This window comes from Candidatus Bostrichicola ureolyticus, assembly GCA_029851125.1.
In the GTDB taxonomy this organism is placed as follows: domain Bacteria; phylum Bacteroidota; class Bacteroidia; order Flavobacteriales; family Blattabacteriaceae; genus Bostrichidicola; species Bostrichidicola ureolyticus.
Genome location: CP100319.1, coordinates 1 through 21,637, shown reverse-complemented (window position 1 = coordinate 21,637; position 21,637 = coordinate 1). Strand labels below are relative to the sequence as shown.

The 21,637-nt window shown below is 24.5% G+C and carries 19 protein-coding genes and 6 tRNA genes; 21 read left to right on the top strand and 4 right to left on the bottom strand.

The genetic code is table 11. The features are described from left to right. Window positions 1-2 precede the first annotated feature (2 nt). From ruvC to secA, 4 genes are read left to right on the top strand one after another with little or no spacing between them, the layout of a single operon-like run. On the top strand, window positions 3-557 hold the full coding sequence (ruvC, locus tag NHG04_00125) for a crossover junction endodeoxyribonuclease RuvC (GenBank protein ID WGH27403.1): 555 nt from the start codon (window positions 3-5) through the stop codon (window positions 555-557). Between the two features lie 2 nt (window positions 558-559). Then, window positions 560-1,420: a hypothetical protein gene (locus NHG04_00120; GenBank protein ID WGH27402.1), complete on the top strand. Its 861-nt coding sequence runs from the start codon at window positions 560-562 to the stop codon at window positions 1,418-1,420. 41 nt (window positions 1,421-1,461) lie between these two features. Then, window positions 1,462-1,689 (top strand): DUF2795 domain-containing protein, encoded by a 228-nt coding sequence (locus NHG04_00115; GenBank protein WGH27401.1) that lies wholly within the window; start codon window positions 1,462-1,464, stop codon window positions 1,687-1,689. Between the two features lie 20 nt (window positions 1,690-1,709). After that, entirely contained in the window at window positions 1,710-4,730 is a 3,021-nt protein-coding gene (secA, locus tag NHG04_00110; GenBank protein ID WGH27400.1) for a preprotein translocase subunit SecA, read from the top strand. On the opposite strand, the gene NHG04_00105 is transcribed toward secA, so the two are convergent. From NHG04_00105 to NHG04_00090, 4 genes are read right to left on the bottom strand one after another with little or no spacing between them, the layout of a single operon-like run. Beyond that, a complete protein-coding gene (locus tag NHG04_00105; protein ID WGH27399.1) occupies window positions 4,727-5,206 on the bottom strand; it encodes a histidine phosphatase family protein in 480 nt (159 codons plus the stop codon). The genes secA and NHG04_00105 overlap by 4 nt on opposite strands. A 13-nt stretch (window positions 5,207-5,219) precedes the next feature. Then, window positions 5,220-6,944, bottom strand: a complete 1,725-nt coding sequence (locus NHG04_00100) for a 30S ribosomal protein S1 (GenBank protein ID WGH27398.1) — start codon at window positions 6,942-6,944, stop codon at window positions 5,220-5,222. A gap of 33 nt (window positions 6,945-6,977) precedes the next feature. Then, complete coding sequence (locus NHG04_00095) at window positions 6,978-7,154, bottom strand: hypothetical protein (protein WGH27397.1); 177 nt, start codon at window positions 7,152-7,154, stop codon at window positions 6,978-6,980. Window positions 7,155-7,204: 50 nt separating this feature from the next. After that, the gene (locus NHG04_00090; GenBank protein WGH27396.1) at window positions 7,205-7,534 is read right to left on the bottom strand and encodes an RsmD family RNA methyltransferase; all 330 of its coding nucleotides are present in this window, start codon (window positions 7,532-7,534) and stop codon (window positions 7,205-7,207) included. A 127-nt stretch (window positions 7,535-7,661) separates the two neighbouring features. Between NHG04_00090 and NHG04_00085 the strand changes: the two genes are divergently transcribed. The 17 genes from NHG04_00085 to rpoB all read left to right on the top strand — a co-directional run bounded on the left by NHG04_00085 (window position 7,662) and on the right by rpoB (window position 21,620). Then, a tRNA-Met gene (locus NHG04_00085) sits at window positions 7,662-7,735 on the top strand. A gap of 18 nt (window positions 7,736-7,753) precedes the next feature. Next, on the top strand, window positions 7,754-8,872 hold the full coding sequence (gene dnaN, locus NHG04_00080) for a DNA polymerase III subunit beta (protein WGH27395.1): 1,119 nt from the start codon (window positions 7,754-7,756) through the stop codon (window positions 8,870-8,872). Next, the gene (pheT, locus tag NHG04_00075; protein WGH27394.1) at window positions 8,872-10,944 is read left to right on the top strand and encodes a phenylalanine--tRNA ligase subunit beta; all 2,073 of its coding nucleotides are present in this window, start codon (window positions 8,872-8,874) and stop codon (window positions 10,942-10,944) included. The genes dnaN and pheT overlap by 1 nt, the downstream gene beginning before the upstream one ends. A 28-nt stretch (window positions 10,945-10,972) precedes the next feature. Continuing rightward, window positions 10,973-13,399: a DNA gyrase subunit A gene (gene gyrA / locus NHG04_00070; protein ID WGH27393.1), complete on the top strand. Its 2,427-nt coding sequence runs from the start codon at window positions 10,973-10,975 to the stop codon at window positions 13,397-13,399. Between the two features lie 27 nt (window positions 13,400-13,426). Continuing rightward, window positions 13,427-13,500 (top strand) — tRNA-Thr (locus tag NHG04_00065). Between the two features lie 6 nt (window positions 13,501-13,506). Beyond that, a tRNA-Tyr gene (locus NHG04_00060) sits at window positions 13,507-13,589 on the top strand. A 14-nt stretch (window positions 13,590-13,603) separates the two neighbouring features. Continuing rightward, window positions 13,604-13,676 (top strand) — tRNA-Gly (locus NHG04_00055). A gap of 20 nt (window positions 13,677-13,696) precedes the next feature. Continuing rightward, window positions 13,697-13,768 (top strand) — tRNA-Thr (locus tag NHG04_00050). Between the two features lie 19 nt (window positions 13,769-13,787). Next, window positions 13,788-14,975 carry an elongation factor Tu gene (gene tuf, locus NHG04_00045; GenBank protein ID WGH27392.1) on the top strand — a complete coding sequence of 396 codons (1,188 nt, stop codon included), beginning with the start codon at window positions 13,788-13,790 and terminating at the stop codon, window positions 14,973-14,975. A gap of 5 nt (window positions 14,976-14,980) precedes the next feature. Beyond that, window positions 14,981-15,053, top strand: a tRNA-Trp gene (locus NHG04_00040). Window positions 15,054-15,058: 5 nt separating this feature from the next. After that, on the top strand, window positions 15,059-15,241 hold the full coding sequence (gene secE / locus NHG04_00035; GenBank protein WGH27391.1) for a preprotein translocase subunit SecE: 183 nt from the start codon (window positions 15,059-15,061) through the stop codon (window positions 15,239-15,241). Between the two features lie 15 nt (window positions 15,242-15,256). Beyond that, entirely contained in the window at window positions 15,257-15,793 is a 537-nt protein-coding gene (nusG, locus tag NHG04_00030) for a transcription termination/antitermination protein NusG (GenBank protein ID WGH27390.1), read from the top strand. 4 nt (window positions 15,794-15,797) lie between these two features. Further along, window positions 15,798-16,220 carry a 50S ribosomal protein L11 gene (gene rplK / locus NHG04_00025; GenBank protein ID WGH27389.1) on the top strand — a complete coding sequence of 141 codons (423 nt, stop codon included), beginning with the start codon at window positions 15,798-15,800 and terminating at the stop codon, window positions 16,218-16,220. An 11-nt stretch (window positions 16,221-16,231) separates the two neighbouring features. Further along, a complete protein-coding gene (gene rplA / locus NHG04_00020; protein WGH27388.1) occupies window positions 16,232-16,903 on the top strand; it encodes a 50S ribosomal protein L1 in 672 nt (223 codons plus the stop codon). Continuing rightward, window positions 16,900-17,424, top strand: coding sequence for a 50S ribosomal protein L10 (gene rplJ, locus NHG04_00015; GenBank protein ID WGH27387.1), 525 nt, complete (start codon window positions 16,900-16,902; stop codon window positions 17,422-17,424). Before rplA ends, rplJ begins: the two co-directional genes overlap by 4 nt. A gap of 4 nt (window positions 17,425-17,428) precedes the next feature. Then, entirely contained in the window at window positions 17,429-17,821 is a 393-nt protein-coding gene (gene rplL, locus NHG04_00010) for a 50S ribosomal protein L7/L12 (protein ID WGH27386.1), read from the top strand. A 4-nt stretch (window positions 17,822-17,825) separates the two neighbouring features. Beyond that, window positions 17,826-21,620, top strand: coding sequence for a DNA-directed RNA polymerase subunit beta (rpoB, locus tag NHG04_00005; GenBank protein WGH27385.1), 3,795 nt, complete (start codon window positions 17,826-17,828; stop codon window positions 21,618-21,620). Window positions 21,621-21,637: the final 17 nt, after the last annotated feature.

The following is a 21,637-nucleotide window of genomic DNA, read 5'->3' as shown; positions in this document are numbered from 1 at the left end:
AAATGCAAGATTTAATTATTATGGGTATTGATCCAGGCACTATTGTTATGGGTTTTGGTTTAATTAAAATTATTAAAAATAATAATATTGAATTAATATATTTAGATAAACTATTATTGAGAAAATATTCTAATCATAATTTAAAATTAAAAATTATTTTTGAAAAAACTCTAAATATAATAGATATATATCATCCCAATGAATTAGCAATTGAATCACATTTTATGGGTAAAAATGTAAAATCTATGATTAAATTAGGACAAGCACAAGGAGTAGCAATAGCAGCTTGTTTATATAAAAAAATAATTGTTAATGAATATTCTCCAAAAAAAATAAAGATGGCAATAACTGGAAATGGTAATGCTTCAAAAGAACAAATAGCCAAAATGTTAAAAACATTATTAAATATTAATTTAAATAAAATAAAAATTGATTCTACAGATGGATTGGCAACAGCTGTTTGTCATTTTCTTAATAAAAAAAACAGATTAAATAAATATTATAAATATAAAGATTGGAATTCATTTGTTAAACAAAATATTGATAGAATAACATAACAATGACATTTATTATTAGAGCAACAGATTTAATAGGTAGTTATATATTATTATATCTTCTTAAAAAAGGAAAAAAAGTTATAGTATTACGAACAAAAAAATGTATTGATATATTAAAACATATATTTAATTATTATTATCCACCAAAAGAAACTAATTATTTATTACAAAACATAGAATGGGTTAAAGGTTTGGATATTTCAATATTTAAAGAAGTCAATGAAGTATATTATACAAATAATTTAATAGGCCTTTGGCAAGGAAAAAAAATTTATAATAAAAATTATATTACAGATATAATTAATATATGTATTGCTACAGGTGTAAAAAAAATTTGTTATATCAATTCAATATTCATTTCTAATGAAATGAATTATATTACTGAATTGTTTTTAACAAAAGAACTATTTAATTTTAATACTCAATTTCTATCAGAAATAGAAGTATGGCGTGGTAGTAAAGAAGGATTAAATGTTGTTATTGCAAATCCTAGCATTATTTTAGCTTCAGGATTTTGGGAAAAAAAAAATTTATTTGAATTAATAAATAAATGTGGATACTCAAAAGGTATTATTGGTTGTATTGATGCTAGAGATGTTGCTAAATGTTGTATTCGTTTAATGGATCAAAAAAAAAATGATGAAAATAATCGTTATATACTAAATAGTGAAAATATTTCTTATAAAGAACTTATAAACAATAGAAATAATATACTAAATAGTGAAAAATTTAAAAATTATATTAAAAATAAAAACTATATTTTTTCAAATGAAAAAATAATAAAAATATTAAAATATAAATTTATTCCAGTAAAGGAATCTATAAAAGAACATATTGAACGTTATAAAAAAGAATGTTATTAAAATTTATTATATTATTATATAATATTATTATTAAATAAATTATGTATTGGACTTTAGAATTAATTTCTTATTTAGAAGATGCACCTTGGCCTGCTACTAAAACTGAACTAGTTGATTATGCTATTCGTAGTGGTGCTCCTTTAGAAGTAATAGAAAATCTTAAAGAATTAGATGATCAAGAAATGTATGAATCTTTACAAGATATATGGCCGGATATTCCTACTACAGACGAAGATTTTATGTATAATAGAGGAGAATATGAATTATAAAAAATTTTTTCATTTAAAAAATGACATTTTTAGAAAAAATTTTAAAAAAAATAAAATTATTAGGCAATAAAAATGAACGATCTATTTTAGATGCTAAAAAATATTTATATGATATAAAACAATGTATTATTACTATGCAGTCTCTATCTAATGATAGATTACGTAATAAAACAATTGAATTTAAAAATAGAATTAAAAATTCTACACAAGAGATTTATAAGAAAATAGAAAATTTAAAAACGCAAATAGAACAATATTCTGATATTTCTTTAAAAGAACGAGCTTACATAAAATTAGAAAATTTAAAAAAAGAAATGTATAAAATAGAAGAAGATTGTTTACATAAATTAATTCCTGAAGCTTTTGCTGTCATAATAGAAACTGCTAGACGTTTTAAAGAAAATATTATAGTTAATGCAACGTTTTTTGATCGTGAATTATCTAATAATAAAGATTATATTATAATAAAAGATGATAAAGCTATTTGGAAAAACACTTGGTATGCTGCAGGAAAACATATAATATGGGATATGATTCATTATGATGTACAAATTATAGGTGGAATAATACTTCATAATGGTAAAATTGCTGAAATGGCTACTGGGGAAGGTAAAACGTTAGTAGCAACTTTACCAATTTATTTAAATGCTCTTACTGGAAGAGGTGTTCATGTAGTTACTGTTAATGATTATTTAGCAAAAAGGGATGCCGCATGGATAGCACCTTTAATGGAATTTAATGGCATTATAGTAGATTGTATAGATAAATATATTCCAAATACTGATAGGCGTAAACAGGCTTATAGAGCAGATATTACTTATGGTAGCAATAACGAATTTGGATTTGATTATTTGCGTGATAATATGGCGCAAGATAAAAAAGATTTAATGCAACGTGAACTTAATTATGTAATTATTGATGAAGTAGATTCGGTATTAATTGATGAAGCTCGTACTCCTTTAATTATATCAGGACCAACAGATATTAAAGATAATAATTTTTATCTGTTGAAAGATAAAGTAGAATCTATGATTGAGAAACAACGTATTGAATTGAGGAAAATTCTTAAAAAATCACGTGAATTGATTCAACATGGGGATACTATTAGAGGTGGTTTTAAACTTTTACAAGTTTATAGGGGGTTACCTAAATATAAACCTTTAATTAAATTTTTAAGCGAAAAAAATATACTGTATATATTACAAAATACTGAAAATAAATATAATCAATGTAATGGTGAAGATATGTTTAAAGTTGATGTTGACTTGTATTTTATAATAAATGAAGCTAATAATACTGTAGAACTTACAGATAAAGGAATTGATTATATTTCAAAAAGCGTAAATGATTCATCTTTTTTTATATTACCTGATATAACAATGGAAATTGTTAATATAGAAAATAAAAAATTATCTACAGAAGAAGAATTGGATCAAAAAGAAAAAATATTTAATATTTTTTCTTTGAAGTCAAAACGTATTCATGCTATTAATCAATTATTAAAAGCTTATACACTATTTAATAAAGATGTTGATTATGTTGTTTTAGAGGGAAAGGTTAAAATTGTTGATGAGCAAACTGGAAGAATAATAGAAGGTCGTCGTTATTCTGATGGTATACATCAAGCTATTGAAGCTAAGGAAAATGTAAATATAGAATCCAATAGTCAGACTTTAGCTAGTATTACTTTGCAAAATTATTTTAGAATGTATAAGAAAATAGCTGGTATGACAGGGACTGCAGAAACTGAATCTGAGGAATTTTGGTATTTATATAAATTAGATGTAGTAATTATACCACCTAATAAACCTATAAAACGTCTTGATAAAGAAGATATTGTTTTTAAAACAATGCGTGAAAAATATAACGCAATTATTGATGAAATAGTATTGTTATCAACAAAATACAAACGTCCAGTATTAGTAGGAACTACTTCTGTAGAAGTTTCAGAACTTTTAAGTTTTGCATTAAAATTAAGAAATATTAATCATAATGTTTTAAATGCTAAATTACATAAAAAAGAAGCTGAAATAATTGCAAAAGCTGGAGATACTAGTGTCGTTACTATTGCTACTAATATGGCCGGAAGAGGTACTGATATTAAACTTTCTAAAGAAGTTATAAATAATGGAGGACTAGCAATAATAGGGACTGAAAGACATGATTCAAGACGTATAGATCGTCAATTAAGAGGACGTGCAGGTCGTCAAGGAGATCCAGGAAGTTCTCAATTTTATGTTTCTTTAGAAGATAAATTAATGCGTTTATTCATAGGATCCGATCGATTAGCAAAATTAATGGATATAATAGGTTCATCAATACAACACTCATTAATAACACGTTCAATAGAACGTGCTCAAAAAAAAGTAGAAGAAAATAATTTTATGATTCGAAAACGATTACTAGAGTATGATAATGTAATGAACAAACAAAGAGAAATAATTTATAAGTTACGTAAATATGCTATTATAGGAAAACATATTGATATAGATATTGCCAATATGATTTATAATGTAATAAATAAAATTGTTAATGAGAATAATTTAGAACTTTTTAAGTCAGAATTTATTAATAATTTTGGTTTAATAAACCAAAATATTATTGATATTTTTACTAAAACTAGTAAAAAACAAGACATTATCAATAAATTATACAATATAATACTGGAACAATATAAACTTATAAAAAGTATAAAAATTAATGAGTTAAATTATCTAATAGATAGAAATAAAGAAAATCAAGCAATTTTATTTTCTGATGGAATTAGAAATATATATATAATATTATATACAAATGTGAGTGGTCAATCCTTAATTAATGATATTGAACAAAAAATTATATTGAATGTTATAGATGATATATGGAAGGAACATCTTTGTGAAATGGATAATTTACGTAATTTTGTACAAAATGCAGTTTATGAACAAAAAGATCCTCTTTTAGTTTATAAAAGCGAAGCTTTTACTCTTTTTAAGAGAGTAATTAATGAAATTAATAAAAATATTGTATCTTTTTTATTTAAATCTAAAATAGATATTTAATTTATTTGATTAGGATCAATAATGTATTCTACCACTCCATCATTAAGATTATCCAAAGTATTGAATTTTAATATAGCTAATCCCGATGGATTAATAAAAATATTATTTCCTAATAAATTAACTAATTCTGTAATTCCTGAATTATGTCCAAATAAAATAATATTATCAAAACTAGAATCAATACTACTTTTAATAAATTTTTGTAATTCGATTACAGAAAAAGTATAAAGACATTCTTCAATTTTTAAACTTGACAAAGTGTTAAATACATATGAAAAAATTACCGCAGTATGTAAAGCTCTTATTGCTGGGCTAGATATAGATAACCACTTTTTATTTATTGTTAATTTTTTTTTTAAAAAAAATGCTACTTTATAAGCAATTTCTATACCTAGAATAGTTAAATGTCTATCTTTATCTTTTAATTTATTTTCTACAATAGCATTAGAATGACGGACTAATATTAATTTTTTCATAAAAAAAAATTATTTATTTATTTTGGCTTTCAATTAATTTTTTTAAATTAGTTAATTCTGTAAAATCTCCAAAAGTAGATTTATGTTTTTTAATTTTTTTAATATTACGAAATGTAGATGTAAATGTAGATGTATGAGAAACAATAATTGTTTTTGATTCTTTATTAAATTCCATTATCTTAAAATCAGCTTTATCTCCTTTTTTTAAAATTGATTTATTTTTAGTTTCTAAATAACGAAATGGAGAAAAAGCTTCTATAGACTTATCATTTTTTTCAATTTTAATTGCAGCACCTTTATCAAAATTTTTAATAACTGTCCCTTTATGTATTGAACCTACAGTAAATATATTTTCATATTCATCAAAAGGATTTTTATATAATTGTTTATGTCCTAAACTCAACCTACGGGCATTAATGTCTAAATTTAATACTACAACATCAATTTTATCTCCTTTTTTACAAAATTCTGAAGGATGTTTAATTTTTTTAGTCCATGATAAATCATAAGTCTTAATAATTCCACGTATATCTTTTTGTAATTCAACAAATACACCAAAATTAGTCAAACTATGAATTATTCCTGTATGTTTAGATCCTACATTATATTTTTTTTCTATACTATTCCATGGATCAGGTGTCATTTGTTTTATGCTTAAATACATTTTTCTATCTTCACGATCTAAAGTTAGAATAACAGATTTTACTTTATCACCAACTTTCAAAAAGTCTCTTGCACACAGTAAATTTGAATCCCAAGACATTTCACTAGTATGTATTAATCCTTCTACACCTGGAATTATTTCTATAATAGCACCATAATCTGCTAATAAAGTTACAGTTCCGTTCACTATATCTCCTACTTTTAAATTAGAATCTAATATATCCCAAGGATGTTTTTGTAATTGTTTTAATCCTAATTGAACCCTATTTTTTTCTTTATCTATTCCTAATACAACGCAATTTAAAACTTGACCTAATTTAACTTCTTCTGAAGGATGTTCAATTCTTTGCCATTTTATATCAGTAATATGTATTAAAGCATCAATTCCTCCTAAATCTACAAAACAACCATAAGGAAGTATGTTTTTAACAGTTCCTTCTACTATTTGACCTTTATTTAAAGTAGATATTATTTCTTTTTTTTGTTCTTCAAGATCCTGTTCTATTAATATTTTATGTGATACAACAACATTTTTAGTTTGAGTGTTTAGTTTAACAACTTTAACTTCTAGAGTTTTACCAACATAAATATCATAATCTCGTGTAGGTTTTATATTAATATGTGATCCTGGTAAAAAACATTCAATATCAAAAATTTTAACTATTAATCCTCCTTTTGTACGAGCTGTTACAATACCTAATATTATTTCACCTTTTTCATATGAATCATTTATCTTAAGCCAATTTTTTAACATTTTAGCTTTTTGATAGGAAAGAATACATTCACCTTTATAATCAAGTTTATAAATCATTACTTCAATAGTATCTCCTACATTAGGAATTATATCATCTTTAAATTCATTTAAAGATATAACTCCTTCAGATTTAAATCCAAAATCAACAATAATTTCTTTATTTTCTATGTTTGTTACCAAACCTTTATGTATTTCATATTCATTAATATTAGGAATTGTTTTTGTATAATTTTCTTTAAGTTTTTCTCTTTCTTCTTTTTCATATTCATTTAATCCATTTTCATAAGTAATCCAATCGAATTCTTTTTTGTTATAAGACATAAAATGTATTTTTTTTAATAATGTATTTTTTTTTCAATTTTTTTTAAAAAAACTAAAACAAATTCTGCCATATTTTTTTGTATTAACATAATAATTATAATTATCACAAAATATTTGTTTATTAGCTGGATGTTCTATAATTAGAATACCGTTTTTTTTAATATTTTTTAAACATAAATTCATTAATAATATAAAATATTTATTTTCCATACCATAAGGTGGATCAGCAAAAATTATATCTGAATTTAAATTCCTATTTTTTAAAAAAAAAATACGTTATATCTTAAGGCAATAATTTTATTTTGGATATTAAAATCTATAGATTTTTTACGTATGTATTGTATACACATAGCATTAATATCTAAAGAATATATTTTTGATATTCCTCTAGAAATAAATTCATAACTTAAACTGCCTATTCCACAAAATAAATCTAAAACTATTAATTTATTATTTATAATAATATTATTTAATAATATATTAAATAATGATTCTCTAGCTTTATCTGTAGTAGGTCTAATATTAAATTTAGATAAATGCTTAGGTATTGAAAATCTTCTTCCTTTTAATTTTCCTGAAATAATTCTCATATCTAATAGATTAAAATTATAAATCTATACTTACTTCTTAAAAGTAATAAAAAAAATTAAAAAATTTTATAATTTTAAAAATTATAATTATTATTAAAATATAAATAAATATAATAAAAAAATTAATGGCGTGATAGCTCAGATGGTTAGAGCGTCGGATTCATAACCCGGAGGTCGGGGGTTCAAATCCCCCTCACGCTACTAATTAATCTATTAATAATGAAATTTACTATTTCTAGTCATAAATTATTTAAATATTTACAATATTTTAATGGCATTATTAATTACAATAATTCTATTTCTATTTTAAATAATTTACTTTTTAAAGTAAAAGATAACGAACTATTTGTTATAGCTTCTGATTTGGAAGTTACTATTATAACTAAAATTGATATCATTAATTATGATAAAAATGGAAAAATTGCTGTACCAGCTAAATTAATTATAAATACGTTAAAAAATTTGCCTGAACAACCTATTACATTTTATTCAGAAAATGAACATATACTTAATATTATTTCTAGATATGGAAATTATACTATAACTATAGAAGACGCAGAAACATTTCCTAATATTAATAATATTAATTATTTAGGTAAAATAAAATTATCAACCAATACACTTTCAAAAATAATTGACAAAACATTATTTGCTACAGGAAATGATGATTTTAGACAAGTTCTTACAGGCGTATTTTTTTATATTACTCCTAATGAATCTATTTTTGTAAGCACAGATTCTAATAAACTAGTAAAATATGTTAGAAAAGATATTAAAAATAATCAAATTGCTAAATTAATTATTCCTAAAAAACCATTAAAAATATTAAAAAGTATTTTAAATAAAAAAAAAGAAGAAATAGTTACAATATATTATAATGAAAATAATACTACATTTTCTTTATCTGATAAAACACTAATATGCAAACTAATTAATGGTAATTATCCAAATTATGAATCAGTTATTCCTAATAATAATGATAAAAAACTTATTATAAATAAAAATGTTTTTTTAAATTCTATTAAACGTATTTCACTATTTTCTAGTAAAAAAAATTATCAAATATGTTTACATTTAAAATATCAAACATTGAATCTTATAGCAAAAGATATTGAATTTTCAAATAAAGCTTTTGAAACATTGAAATGCGATTATACAGGTAAAGATTTTAAAATAGGATTTAATTCAAAATTTTTAATAGATATGATATCACATATTGATGGAGAAAATATTATATTTGAAATGTCACAACCTAATTTATCAGTGATTTTGAAACCTTTTGACTATTTAGATGAAGAAGAAGAATTATTAATGTTAGTAATGCCATATTATTTATAATGATTATATCTTACAAATGGCTTAAAGAATATCTTTATACAGATTTAGATATAAATCAAATATCAAATTTATTAACTGATATAGGTTTAGAAGTAGAAAATATTAAATATTTTGATAATTTAATGGATTGGGGTATTGATATAGTTATAACACCTAATCGTTCTGATGCAATTAGTCATTATGGAATAGCTAGAGATTTATATGCCGCTTTAATAACTCGTGATTATAAAGCTAAATTAATAAAACCTTATATAAAGAATAATTTAAAAAAAGACATTGATTGGATTCCATTCTCAATAAATATTGAGAACACAAAAAAATGTTTACGTTATTCAGGAATTACTATATCTAAAATTAAAATTTTTCAATCTCCACAATGGCTACAAGATAGATTAAAAGTTATCGGAATTAATCCTATTAATAGTGTAATAGATATTATTAATTTTGTTATGTTTGAATTGGGTCAACCTATGCATGTATTTGATGCTGATAAAATTAAAGGATTTAATATTAAAGTAAAGACAATTAATAATAATAATACATTATTAGATAATATTCTTTTATCAGAAGAAGATTTAATTATTTGCGATAACCAAAATCCTATTTGTATTGCTGGAATATTCGAAGGAATTAATTATAGAGTTACTAATAATACTAAAAATATTTTTATTGATAGTGCTTATTTTAGTCCTTTAACTATACGTAAAAGTGTTAAAAGACATAACTTAAATACTGAATATTCTTTTCGTTTTGAACGGGGAATAGATCCTAATAAAACTATCTACGCTTTAAAACGCGCAGCATTATTAATAAAAGAAATTACAGGTGGATATATATCGTCTGATATTATAGATATATATCCTATACATATATCTAATTATAAAATAATATTACGATATAACAAAATATATAATATTATTGGATGTAATATATCACAAAACAAAATTTTGCAAATTTTAGAACTTTTGGAAATTAAAGTCATTTATCAAAATGAAGAATCATTAACACTTTCGGTTCCTTTATATAGGGTAGATGTAAAACGTGAAATAGATATAATAGAAGAAATATTACGTATATATGGATATAACAATTTAAAATCATCAAAAAAAAAATATAGTTTGGATTATATTGATAATTCATCATATGAATTAAGTTGTAAAGTAGAAGAAACTATTGCTAAACAATTATTAGCTCATGGATTTAATGAAATAGTAACTATTTCATTAAAAAAACATGATTATATCAATTTATTAAATGCTATAACAAATAAAATGATAATTAATGTTATTAATCCATTAAGTAATGATTTATCTTTAATGCAGCCAAATCTTTTATTTGGTATGCTTGAAAGTATTTCTTATAATATAAAGAGAAAAAATTTTAACCTAAAATTATTTGAATTTGGTAAAACTTATTTGAAGAAAAATAATAATTTGTTAGAAACAAAATATTTAAGTTTAGTTGTAACTGGAAAAATAGAAAATATAAAATTGCTAGATTATTTAGATATATCTTTTTTTTATTTAAAGGGCATTATAGAACAAATAATGCAAAAAATTGGTATTGATAATTATACTCAGAAATTAATATTTAATGATCATTTTTTATATGAAACTCTTATAATAAGATATCTAGATTATAATCTCTTTAAAATAGGTCAAGTTAAAGAAACTATAACAAAAAAATTTAATATTTATCAAGATGTATTTTATGCTGAATTTAATTGGAAAATTTTTATTGATATTTTTTTAAAAAAACAAAATAATATACATTATATTAATATTTCTAAATATCCTGGTATTAAAAGAGATTTAGCATTATTATTAGATAATAATATACTTTTTGAAGACATTTATTATTTAGCAAAAAATACAGAAAAAAACTTACTTAAAAAAGTAAAACTTTTTGATATATATCAAGGTTCCCAATTACCAATTGGTAAAAAATCTTATGCTATTAGTTTTTATTTTGAAAATAAAAAACAAACATTAACCAATCAAATAATAGATCAAATAATGAATAAACTTAAAAAAATTTTTAAAGAAAAATTAGGAGCTGAAATTAGAAAATAAATTATATTATATACGTAAATATATAAATATGATTCAAAAAGAAAAAATAATTCCTATAAATGTTGAAGACGAAATGAAATCATCTTATATAGATTATTCAATGTCAGTTATTGTTTCTAGAGCATTGCCAGATATAAGAGATGGACTTAAACCTGTACATAGAAGAGTTCTTTTTGGTATGTATAAATTAGGTGTAATATATAATCGTCCGCATAAAAAATCAGCTCGTATTGTAGGCGAAGTTTTAGGAAAATTGCATCCACATGGTGATAATTCTGTATATGATACTATAGTACGTCTTGCACAAAGTTGGTCACTTCGTTATAAATTAATTGATGGTCAAGGAAATTTCGGATCTATAGATAATGATCCTCCTGCAGCTATGCGTTATACTGAAATACGTTTAAATAAAATATCTGAAGAGATGCTTTTAGATATAGAAAAAGAAACAGTAGATATGCAGTTTAATTTTGATGATTCTTTAAAAGAACCTACTGTACTACCTACACGTATACCTAATTTATTAATTAATGGTGTATATGGTATAGCTGTAGGAATGGCTACTAATATGGCTCCCCACAATTTAAAAGAATCTATAGAAGCAATTTGTGCATATATTGATAATAAAAATATAGATATTGATAATTTAATGCTTTATATAAAAGCACCCGATTTTCCTACTGGTGGAATTATTTATGGATACGAAGGAGTAAAAAAAGCTTTTCATACAGGACGTGGATCAATTATACTAAGAGCTAAAACACATTTTGAAAATGTAGATAATAAAGAATGCATTATTGTTGATGAAATACCTTATCAAGTTATTAAAAGTGATCTACTTATAAAGACATATACTTTAATTAAAGAAGGTAAATTAGAAGGAATATCACATATTCGTGATGAATCTGGTCGTCAAGGAATGCGAATAGTTTATGTTTTAAAACATAATGTTGTACCAGATGTAGTTTTAAATCAACTTTATAAATATACTCCTCTTCAAATATTTTTTAGTATAAATAATATAGCATTAATTAATGGAAAGCCTACAAAAGTTAATTTAAAAGACATTATAAAACATTTTGTTAATCATCGACTGGAAGTAGTTACTCGTAGGACAAAATATGATTTATATAAAGCAGAAGAACGTTATCACATACTGGAAGGATTTTTAATAACATTAAACAATGTAGATAATATTTTTAAATTAATTAAGAATTCTAAAAATTATAATGAAGCACGTAATGTATTGATAAGGGAGTTCAACTTATCAAAAATACAATCCCAAAGCATTCTTGATGTACGTTTACACAGGTTTACAAATATAGAACGTGAAAATCTTAAAAAAGATCATAAAGATTGTAAAAAAATAATAGAAAAATATAAAGAGATTTTATCTAATGAATCATTACGTATGCAAATTATTAAAAATGAACTTATTGAAATAAAAGAAAAATATAGTGATAAACGTTGTACAACAATAAATTATTTAGGTAGCCAAGTGACTACAGAAGATTTAATTTCTAATGAAACTGTTGTATTAACTATATCTAATGCAGGATATATTAAAAGAACCTATTTAAATGAATATAAACGTCAAGCAAGAGGAGGAATAGGTCATATAGGAGCTAATATACGTAAATTTGATTTTATTAAACATTTACTTATAGCTACTAATCATCAATATGCATTATTTTTTACAGAAAAAGGAAAATGTTATTGGCTTAGGGTATTTGAAATACCAGAAGGACATAAAACGTCTAAAGGACGTCCAATACAAAATTTAATTAACATAGAACAAGGAGATAAAATTAGGACTTGTATACTAACTGATGATCTTAATAATAAAGAATATGTTAACAACCACTATATTATAATAGTTACTAAACATGGAATTATAAAAAAAACGATTCTTGAACAATATTCTAAACCTAGAAAAAATGGTATTAACGCTATTAAAATTCGTAATGGAGATGTTATAATACAAGTTAAAATAACTAAAGGTAATAGTCATATTTTTATTGCATCAAAAAATGGAATGATTATACGTTTTGAAGAGAAAAAAATACGTTCTCTGAATAGAAATTCTTATGGTGTAAAAGGAATTAGTTTATATAATATGGATTTTGTAATTGGAATGATCTGTATTAATGATTTTGAAAATGAAACTCTATTGGTGGTTTCTGAGAAAGGGTTTGGTAAACGTTCTAATATAAAAGATTATCGTATTACTAATAGGGGAGGAAAAGGTGTAAAAACTATTAAAATAACAAAAAAAACAGGACAATTAATTGCAATTGATAATGTTATAGATAATAATCATTTGATGATAATAAACAAATCTGGTATAGCAATAAGAATGTCAGTATCTGATATTAGAATTATGGGACGTGCTACTCAGGGTATAAAATTGATAAATTTAAAATCTAATGAAATTGCCGATATTACAAAAATATAGTTTATATTATTTACAAATAAATTTATTGCCGGTGTAGCTCAGTTGGTTAGAGCACGTGATTTGTAATCTCGGGGTCGTGGGTTCAAATCCCTCCACCGGCTCATTAAGGGGAGATACTCAAGTGGTTAACGAGAGCAGACTGTAAATCTGTTGGTTTATACCTTCGCAGGTTCGAATCCTGCTCTCCCCACTATCTTATATATTGCGGGAATAGCTTAGTTGGTAGAGCGTCAGCCTTCCAAGCTGAAAGTCGCGGGTTCGAGTCCCGTTTCCCGCTCATTATGCCTTAGCCTATTAGCCAATGTAGCTCAGAGGTAGAGCACTTTCTTGGTAAGAAAGTGGTCACGGGTTCAATTCCCGTCATTGGCTCAAAAATTTTAATTATTATATGGCAAAAGAAATATTTAAACGAAATAAACCCAATTTTACTGTCGGGTCTATAGGTCATGTTGATCATGGTAAAACTACTACTACTGCTGCAATAACTAAAGTTTTATCAGAAAGAAAACTAGCAAAAGCAAAAAGTTTTGAAGAAATTGATAATGCTCCAGAGGAAAAAGCTAGAGGAATTACTATTAATACTTCACACGTAGAATACGAAACAGAAAAACGGCATTACACTCATGTAGATTGTCCTGGACATGCTGATTATATAAAAAATATGGTAACTGGGGCTGCACAAATGGATGGTGCTATATTGGTAATATCAGCAACAGATGGAATTATGCCACAAACTCATGAACACGTTTTGCTTGCGCGTGAAGTAGGTGTTCCAGTATTATTACCTTATATAAATAAAGTAGATCAAGTACAAGATACTGAATTATTGGAATTAGTTGAAATGGAAACTCGTGAATTATTATCTAAATATAATTATGATGGTGATAATGTCCCAATTATAAAAGGATCATCATTAGGAGCACTTAATGGAAAACCAGAATGGGTAGAAAAAATAAATGATCTTATGAAAGCTATTGATAACTATATGAAAGATCCAGTACGTGAAATAGATAAACCATTTTTAATGCCTATAGAAGACGTATTTACAATAACAGGTAGAGGTACAGTATGTACTGGTCGTGTAGAAAAAGGAACATGTAAAACAGGTGATTCAATAGAAATTATAGGTATAAGCGAAGAAAAATTGACTTCTACTATAACAGGTATAGAAATGCATAGAAAAATATTAGATTATGGTCAAGCAGGAGATAATTTAGGGATATTATTACGTGGTATAAGTAAAGATAAAGTTCGTCGTGGTATGGTAATAGCAGCACCAGGATCTATAACTCCTCATAAAGAATTTATATCAGAAGTATATATTCTTACAAAAGAAGAAGGAGGTCGTCATACTCCTTTTCATAATAAATATCGTCCGCAATTTTATTTTCGTACTACAGATGTAACAGGAGAAATTAACCTTCTTGAAGGTGTAGAGATGGTAATGCCAGGAGATAATTTAACTATTAAAGTTAAGCTTCATCAACCAGTAGCTCTTAATGAAGGATTACATTTTGCTATTCGCGAAGGTGGCCGAACAGTTGGAGCTGGACAAGTAACTAAAATTTTGAATTAAAATAAACGGGCGTAGTTCAATTGGTAGAACACCGGTCTCCAAAACCGGAAGTAGTAAGTTCGAATCTTACCGCCCGTGCAAAGATGAAAAATTTTATTATAGAGTTATATAACGAATTGATTCATAATATTACATGGACTAAATGGAAAGAATTACAACATATAACATTAATTATAACTATTTGTATAATAGTTTTTTCTTTAATATTATATTTAATAGATTATTTTTTTATATGGATAATACAAAAAATTTTTTCTATAGTTTAATTAATAATTATATGTATGAATAAAGAAAAAAAATGGTATGTTATAAGAACAATTAGTGGTAAAGAGAATAAAGTAAAATATTCTATTGACAGAGAGATTAAATATATGAAACTTACTAATTATATTGGGCAAATGTTAGTTCCTATTGAAAATATTATTCAAATACGTAATGGAAAAAAAATAAAAAAAGAAAAAATACATTATCCTGGTTATCTAATTATTGAAGCTAATTTAGAAAGAGAATTATATTATTTAATAAAGAAGATACCTGGTGTTATAAATTTTTTATGTGAAGGTAAAAAACCTATTCCTATAAGAAAAGAAGAAGTCAATAAAATTCTGGGTAAAATAGATAAATATGAAAATATTGAAAGTATAAATATACCATTTTCTATTTACGAAACAGTAAAAATTATAGATGGACCTTTTAATGGATTTAATGGAACAATAGAAAAAATTAATAAAGATAAAAAAAAAATAGAATTAGCTGTATTGATTTTTGGAAGAAAAACACCTTTAGAATTAAATTTTACTCAAATAGAAAGAATTTAGAAAGATGAAAAAAATAATTAAAAAATTAAAAATAGATAAAATAGAAGGTGGTAAAGCTACACCTTCACCTCCTGTAGGTCCTGTTTTAGGTAGTGCAGGAATAAATATTATGGATTTTTGCAAAAAATTTAATTTAAAGACTCAAGAAAAAAAAGGACAAATCTGTCCAGTAATAATTACTGTTTATGAAGATAAATCATTTGATTTTTTAATTAAAAATCCTACTGTAACAGTACAATTATTAGAGATAACAAAATTGAAAAAAGGTTCTAAAGAACCTAATAAAATTAAGGTAGCTAAAATTAGTTTGGAAGAAGTAAAAATTATTGCAAAAAATAAAATGTCGGATATGAATTGTTTTTCTATTGAATCGGCTATTTCAATGATAGTAGGTACAGCTAAATCTATGGGAATTGAAGTATGTTAAATTAAAATAAAGTGAAACTTACAAAAAAAAGAAAAGAAGTATTAAAAAAAATAGATAAAAATAAATATTATACTCTTGAACAAGCTACTGTATTAATTAAAGATATTTCTTTGACTAAATTTGATTCTTCAGTTGATTTAGCAATCAATTTATATACAAAAAATAAAATTATACGTGGTATAGTCACTCTCCCTAATGGGACAGGAAAAGATATACGTATTTTAGCATTAGTAACACAAGATAAATTTATTGAAGCTAAAGAAGCTAACGCAACTTATATTGGATTAGATGAATATTTAGAGAAAATAAAAAATGGATGGTTAGATTTTGATGTTATTGTTACTATGCCTATGATAATGACCAAATTAGCACCTTTAGGAAAAATTTTAGGTCCTAGAGGATTGATACCAAATCCTAATATAGGGACCATAAGCCTTGAACCAGGAAAAGCTATTAAAGAAATAAAATCTGGAAAAATAGAGTTTATAACAGATCGTTATGGTATAATTCATGTTTCTATAGGAAAAATTTCTTTTAGTTCAAAGAATATTGAAGAGAATGCAATAGAATTATTTAAAGTTTTAAATAATTTATTAAAAACGTTAAAAGGAACTTATGTAAAAAGCATTTATATTTCAAGTACTATGAGTCCAAGTATTAAAATAAATACTAATATTTTATGACAAAAGAACAAAAAAATAAAAATATAAAAGCTTTAGCTTCTTTGTTATCTAGTAGTAATGCAATTTATTTAACAGATATTTCTGGATTAAATGCTCAACAAATTTCATATTTTAGAAAGGAATGTTTTAAATTTAAAGTCAATACACAAACAATTAAAAATTCTTTATTAAAAAAAGCAATAGAATTTAATAAAAAAAAAGAATTTTATAATTTATATGATTTATTAAAAGGTAATACTACTATAAGTATATCAAATATTAGTAATCTTCCAGCTAAAATTATTAAAAATTTTAGAATTAAAACTGGTGTGAATAAACCTTTAATAAAAGGTGTTTATATTGATAAATGTTTTTATATAGGTGATAATCAGTTGGAAACCTTAATATGTATTAAATCTAAAGAAGAATTAATATGTGAAATATTAAAATTATTAAATCTTACTATTATTAATTTAATTTCAACTTTAAATAAAAATATTTTCAATATTATGCAAAGTTTAAACAACAAAATAAATAAATAAAAAAATGAAAGATTTAAAACAATTAGCAGAACAGTTAGTTAATTTAACTGTAAAAGAAGTCAATGAATTATCAATGGTTTTAGAAAAAGAATATAATATTAAACCTTCTAATACAGTAACAACTACTCTATCTGAATCTGAATCTAATAAAGTACAAAAAGAAGAAAAAAATATTTTTGATGTGATTTTAAAATCTGTAGGAAATACTAAATTAGCAGTTATGAAATTAGTAAAAGATATAACAGGAAAATCTCTTACGGAAGCTAAAGAGTTAGTAGATTCTGCCACAAATGATCCTTCAAAAGATACTATTATAAAAAAAGGAATAAATAAAGAAGAAGCAGAAAAAATAAAAAAACAATTTGAAGAAAAAGGTGCAGAAGTAGAATTAAAATAAAACAATGAAAACCCCAAGAATTAATTTTACATCGATAACTCATCCAGTATATTATAAAGACTTTTTAAATATTCAAATTAAATCTTTCAAAGATTTTTTTCAATTAGATTCAAAAATTGAAGATCGTAAAAAAGAAGGATTATATAAAGTTTTTCAAGAAAATTTTCCAATTTGTGATGCTAAAAATAATTTTGTATTAGAATTTGTTGATTATTTTATAGATCATCCAAGGTATTCAATAGATTATTGTATTGAAAGAGGATTAACATATAGTATATCTTTAAAAGCTAGATTAAAATTATATTGCAATGATAAAGAAAATGAAGATTTTGAAACTGTCTGTCAAGATGTGTATTTAGGAACATATCCATATATGACTCCTTCTGGATCTTTTATTTTTAATGGAGCAGAAAGGGTTATAGTTTCGCAATTACATCGTTCTCCTGGAGTTTTTTTTGGACAATCATATCATGCTAATGGAACAAAACTTTATTCTGCCAGAATAATTCCTTTTAAAGGATCATGGATAGAATTTACTACAGATATAAATAATGTAATATATGCCTATATTGATAGAAAGAAAAAATTACCAATGACAACATTATTACGTTCTATAGGTTATGAAAAAGATGAAGATATATTAAAACTATTTGATATAGCAGATGAATTTGAAATAAAACAAAATAATTGGAATGAAATATTAGGACGTAAACTTGCTGGCCGTGTATTAAATACATGGTATGAAGATGTAGTAGATGAAGAAACTGGAAAAATAATATCTGTAGAAGAACGAAATGAAGTAATTTTAGATCGTGATATTATTTTAGAAGAATATCATTTTCATAAAATTATGAAATATGAAATTAAGTATATTTATTTGCATAAAAAAAATATTGAGTATTCATTAATTTATAATACTTTAAAAAAAGATAATACAAATTCTGAAAAAGAAGCTATAGAATATATTTATAGACAATTAAGAAATGCTGAAACTCCAGATCATGAAACTGCTAAAAATGTTATAGATAAACTTTTTTTTTCTGATACTAGATATTCTTTAGGACCAGTTGGTAGAGATAGATTGAATAAACGTCTAAATTTAAATATTAGTATAGATTGTAAAGTTCTTACAAAAGATGATATTATATCCATAATAAAATATTTAAACGAATTATTTACTTTTAAAAAAGAAATAGATGATATTGACCATCTATCTAATCGTAGAGTAAAAACAGTTGGAGAACAGCTATCTACTCAATTTAGTATTGGATTGGCTAGAACAGCTAGGAATATACGAGAGAAGATGAATATACGTGATAATGAAATATTTACACCTGTTGATCTTATAAATGCAAAAACTTTATCTTCTGTAGTTAATACTTTTTTTGGAACTAGTCAATTATCACAATTTATGGATCAAGTTAATCCATTATCTGAGATAACTCATAAAAGAAGATTATCGGCTTTAGGACCTGGTGGAATATCAAGAAAACGTGCTGGATTTGAAGTCCGTGATGTACATTATTCTCATTATGGAAGATTATGTCCTATAGAAACTCCAGAAGGACCAAATATTGGTTTAGTTACATCTCTATGTACTTACGCAAGCATTAATAATATGGGATTTATTGAGACTCTTTATTGGCCTGTACATAACGGAAAAGTAAACTTTAGTAAACCTATATCATTAGGTGCTTACGAGGAAGAAGGAAAACTAATTGCTGATTCGAACGTTGCGTTAAATGCTGATGGAAGTTTTATTAAAGAACGTATAATAGCAAGAAAAGATGGAGATTTTCCATTAGTAAAATCTAAAGAAATAAATTATATTGATGTAATGCCTAATCAAATTGCATCTATTTCTGCTTCATTGATTCCATTTCTTGAACATGATGATGCCAATAGAGCATTAATGGGGTCAAATATGATGCGACAATCTGTTCCATTATTACAACCTAAAGCTCCTATTGTTGGTACAGGATTAGAACATCAAGTAGCTATGGATTCTAGAATTTTAATTAATGCTGAGGGAAATGGTATCGTAGAATATGTTGATGCTAATAATATTATTATTAATTATGACCAAACTTATGAAGACTCTTTAATAAGTTTTGATTCAAATATTAAAAAATATAATTTAATTAAATTTAGAAAAACTAATCAAAATACTTGTATTACATTAAAACCAATAGTTAAAAAAGGAGATCATGTAATTAATGGACAAGTACTTTGTCAAGGATATGCTACTGAAAATGGTGAATTAGCATTAGGACGAGATTGCAAAGTAGCATTTATGCCATTAAAAGGATATAATTTCGAAGATGCTATTGTAATTTCTGAAAGAATTGTTAGAGAAGATTGGTTTACTTCTATTCACATAGATGAATATTCTTTAGATGTACGTGAAACCAAACTTGGAATAGAAGAATTTACTAATGATATTCCTAATGTCAGTGAAGAATCAACAAAATATTTAGATGAAAATGGTCTTGTTATGATAGGTACACATGTTTCTAATGGAGATATTTTAATTGGTAAGATTACCCCTAAAGGTGAATATGATCCAACACCAGAAGAAAAATTACTTAGAGCTATTTTTGGAGATAAAGCAGGTAATGTTAAAGATGTTTCATTAAGAGCCGATCCTTCTTTATTTGGTGTTGTAATAGATACAAAATTATTTTCTAGAAATAATAGAAGAAAAGATAAAAAATCTAAAGCTAAAGATAAAACCGAAATAGAACGTATTGAAGCAGAATATAAAAATAATTTTTTTCAATTACGGGAACAAATTATAGAAAAACTTTCTTCTTTATTAGAAGGAGAAATATCTAAAGGAATTTTTCTAAAAAATAATAAAGTTATAGCTAGTGGAGTAAAATTTACACGTAAGTTATTAAACAATATAAAAGATTATAATGATATAATAGAAATATTATGTTCTTCAAACGAAAAAAATAATTTAATATCAAAAATATTACATAATTTTAAAAAAAAATTAGCCTCTATTAAAGATAGATTTCAACGTCAAAAAATTGCTATTACTATTGGTGATGAATTACCTACTGGTATTGTAAAAATTGCTAAAGTATTTATTGCAAAAAAACGTAAACTAAAAGTAGGTGACAAAATGGCTGGACGTCATGGTAATAAAGGTATTGTAGCTCGTATAGTTCGTGATGAAGATATGCCCTTTTTAGAAGATGGTACTACTGTAGATATTGTTTTAAATCCTTTAGGTGTACCTTCACGTATGAATATTGGACAAATATATGAAACTGTATTAGGATGGGCAGGATATGTATTAAATAAAAAGTTTGCTACACCAATATTTGACGGAGCATCAATAGAACAAATATCTGAATATACAAATAAAGCTGGATTACCACGTTTCGGAACAACTTATCTTTTTGATGGAGAAACTGGTGAAAAATTCGATCAACCAGCTACAGTTGGTATGATATATATGCTTAAACTAGGACATATGGTAGATGATAAAATGCACGCTCGTTCAATAGGACCTTATTCATTAATTACACAGCAACCTTTAGGTGGTAAAGCTCAATTTGGAGGTCAAAGATTTGGAGAAATGGAAGTTTGGGCACTTGAAGCTTATGGTGCCTCTAATACATTACGTGAAATGCTTACTGTTAAATCTGACGATGTTATAGGAAGAACTAAGACTTATGAATCATTAGTAAAAGGATTATCACTACCAGAACCTGGAAGACCAGCCTCTTTAAATGTAGTATGTAATGAGCTTAAAGGATTAGGTTTAGATATTATTTTTGAAGAATGATTAAATAAATAAAATAA

Bases quoted from the DNA above. Each gene is read 5' to 3' on its own strand.
- rplL (WGH27386.1), top strand. From the start codon at position 17,429: ATGAAAGATTTAAAACAATTAGCAGAACAGTTAGTTAATTTAACTGTA.
- tuf (WGH27392.1), top strand. From the start codon at position 13,788: ATGGCAAAAGAAATATTTAAACGAAATAAACCCAATTTTACTGTCGGG.
- gyrA (WGH27393.1), top strand. From the start codon at position 10,973: ATGATTCAAAAAGAAAAAATAATTCCTATAAATGTTGAAGACGAAATG.
- NHG04_00115 (WGH27401.1), top strand. From the start codon at position 1,462: ATGTATTGGACTTTAGAATTAATTTCTTATTTAGAAGATGCACCTTGG.
- pheT (WGH27394.1), top strand. From the start codon at position 8,872: ATGATTATATCTTACAAATGGCTTAAAGAATATCTTTATACAGATTTA.
- ruvC (WGH27403.1), top strand. From the start codon at position 3: ATGCAAGATTTAATTATTATGGGTATTGATCCAGGCACTATTGTTATG.
- secA (WGH27400.1), top strand. From the start codon at position 1,710: ATGACATTTTTAGAAAAAATTTTAAAAAAAATAAAATTATTAGGCAAT.
- NHG04_00090 (WGH27396.1), bottom strand. From the start codon at position 7,534: ATGAGAATTATTTCAGGAAAATTAAAAGGAAGAAGATTTTCAATACCT.
- rplJ (WGH27387.1), top strand. From the start codon at position 16,900: ATGACAAAAGAACAAAAAAATAAAAATATAAAAGCTTTAGCTTCTTTG.
- nusG (WGH27390.1), top strand. From the start codon at position 15,257: ATGAATAAAGAAAAAAAATGGTATGTTATAAGAACAATTAGTGGTAAA.
- NHG04_00100 (WGH27398.1), bottom strand. From the start codon at position 6,944: ATGTCTTATAACAAAAAAGAATTCGATTGGATTACTTATGAAAATGGA.
- NHG04_00120 (WGH27402.1), top strand. From the start codon at position 560: ATGACATTTATTATTAGAGCAACAGATTTAATAGGTAGTTATATATTA.
- rpoB (WGH27385.1), top strand. From the start codon at position 17,826: ATGAAAACCCCAAGAATTAATTTTACATCGATAACTCATCCAGTATAT.
- NHG04_00095 (WGH27397.1), bottom strand. From the start codon at position 7,154: ATGGAAAATAAATATTTTATATTATTAATGAATTTATGTTTAAAAAAT.
- dnaN (WGH27395.1), top strand. From the start codon at position 7,754: ATGAAATTTACTATTTCTAGTCATAAATTATTTAAATATTTACAATAT.
- rplK (WGH27389.1), top strand. From the start codon at position 15,798: ATGAAAAAAATAATTAAAAAATTAAAAATAGATAAAATAGAAGGTGGT.
- secE (WGH27391.1), top strand. From the start codon at position 15,059: ATGAAAAATTTTATTATAGAGTTATATAACGAATTGATTCATAATATT.
- NHG04_00105 (WGH27399.1), bottom strand. From the start codon at position 5,206: ATGAAAAAATTAATATTAGTCCGTCATTCTAATGCTATTGTAGAAAAT.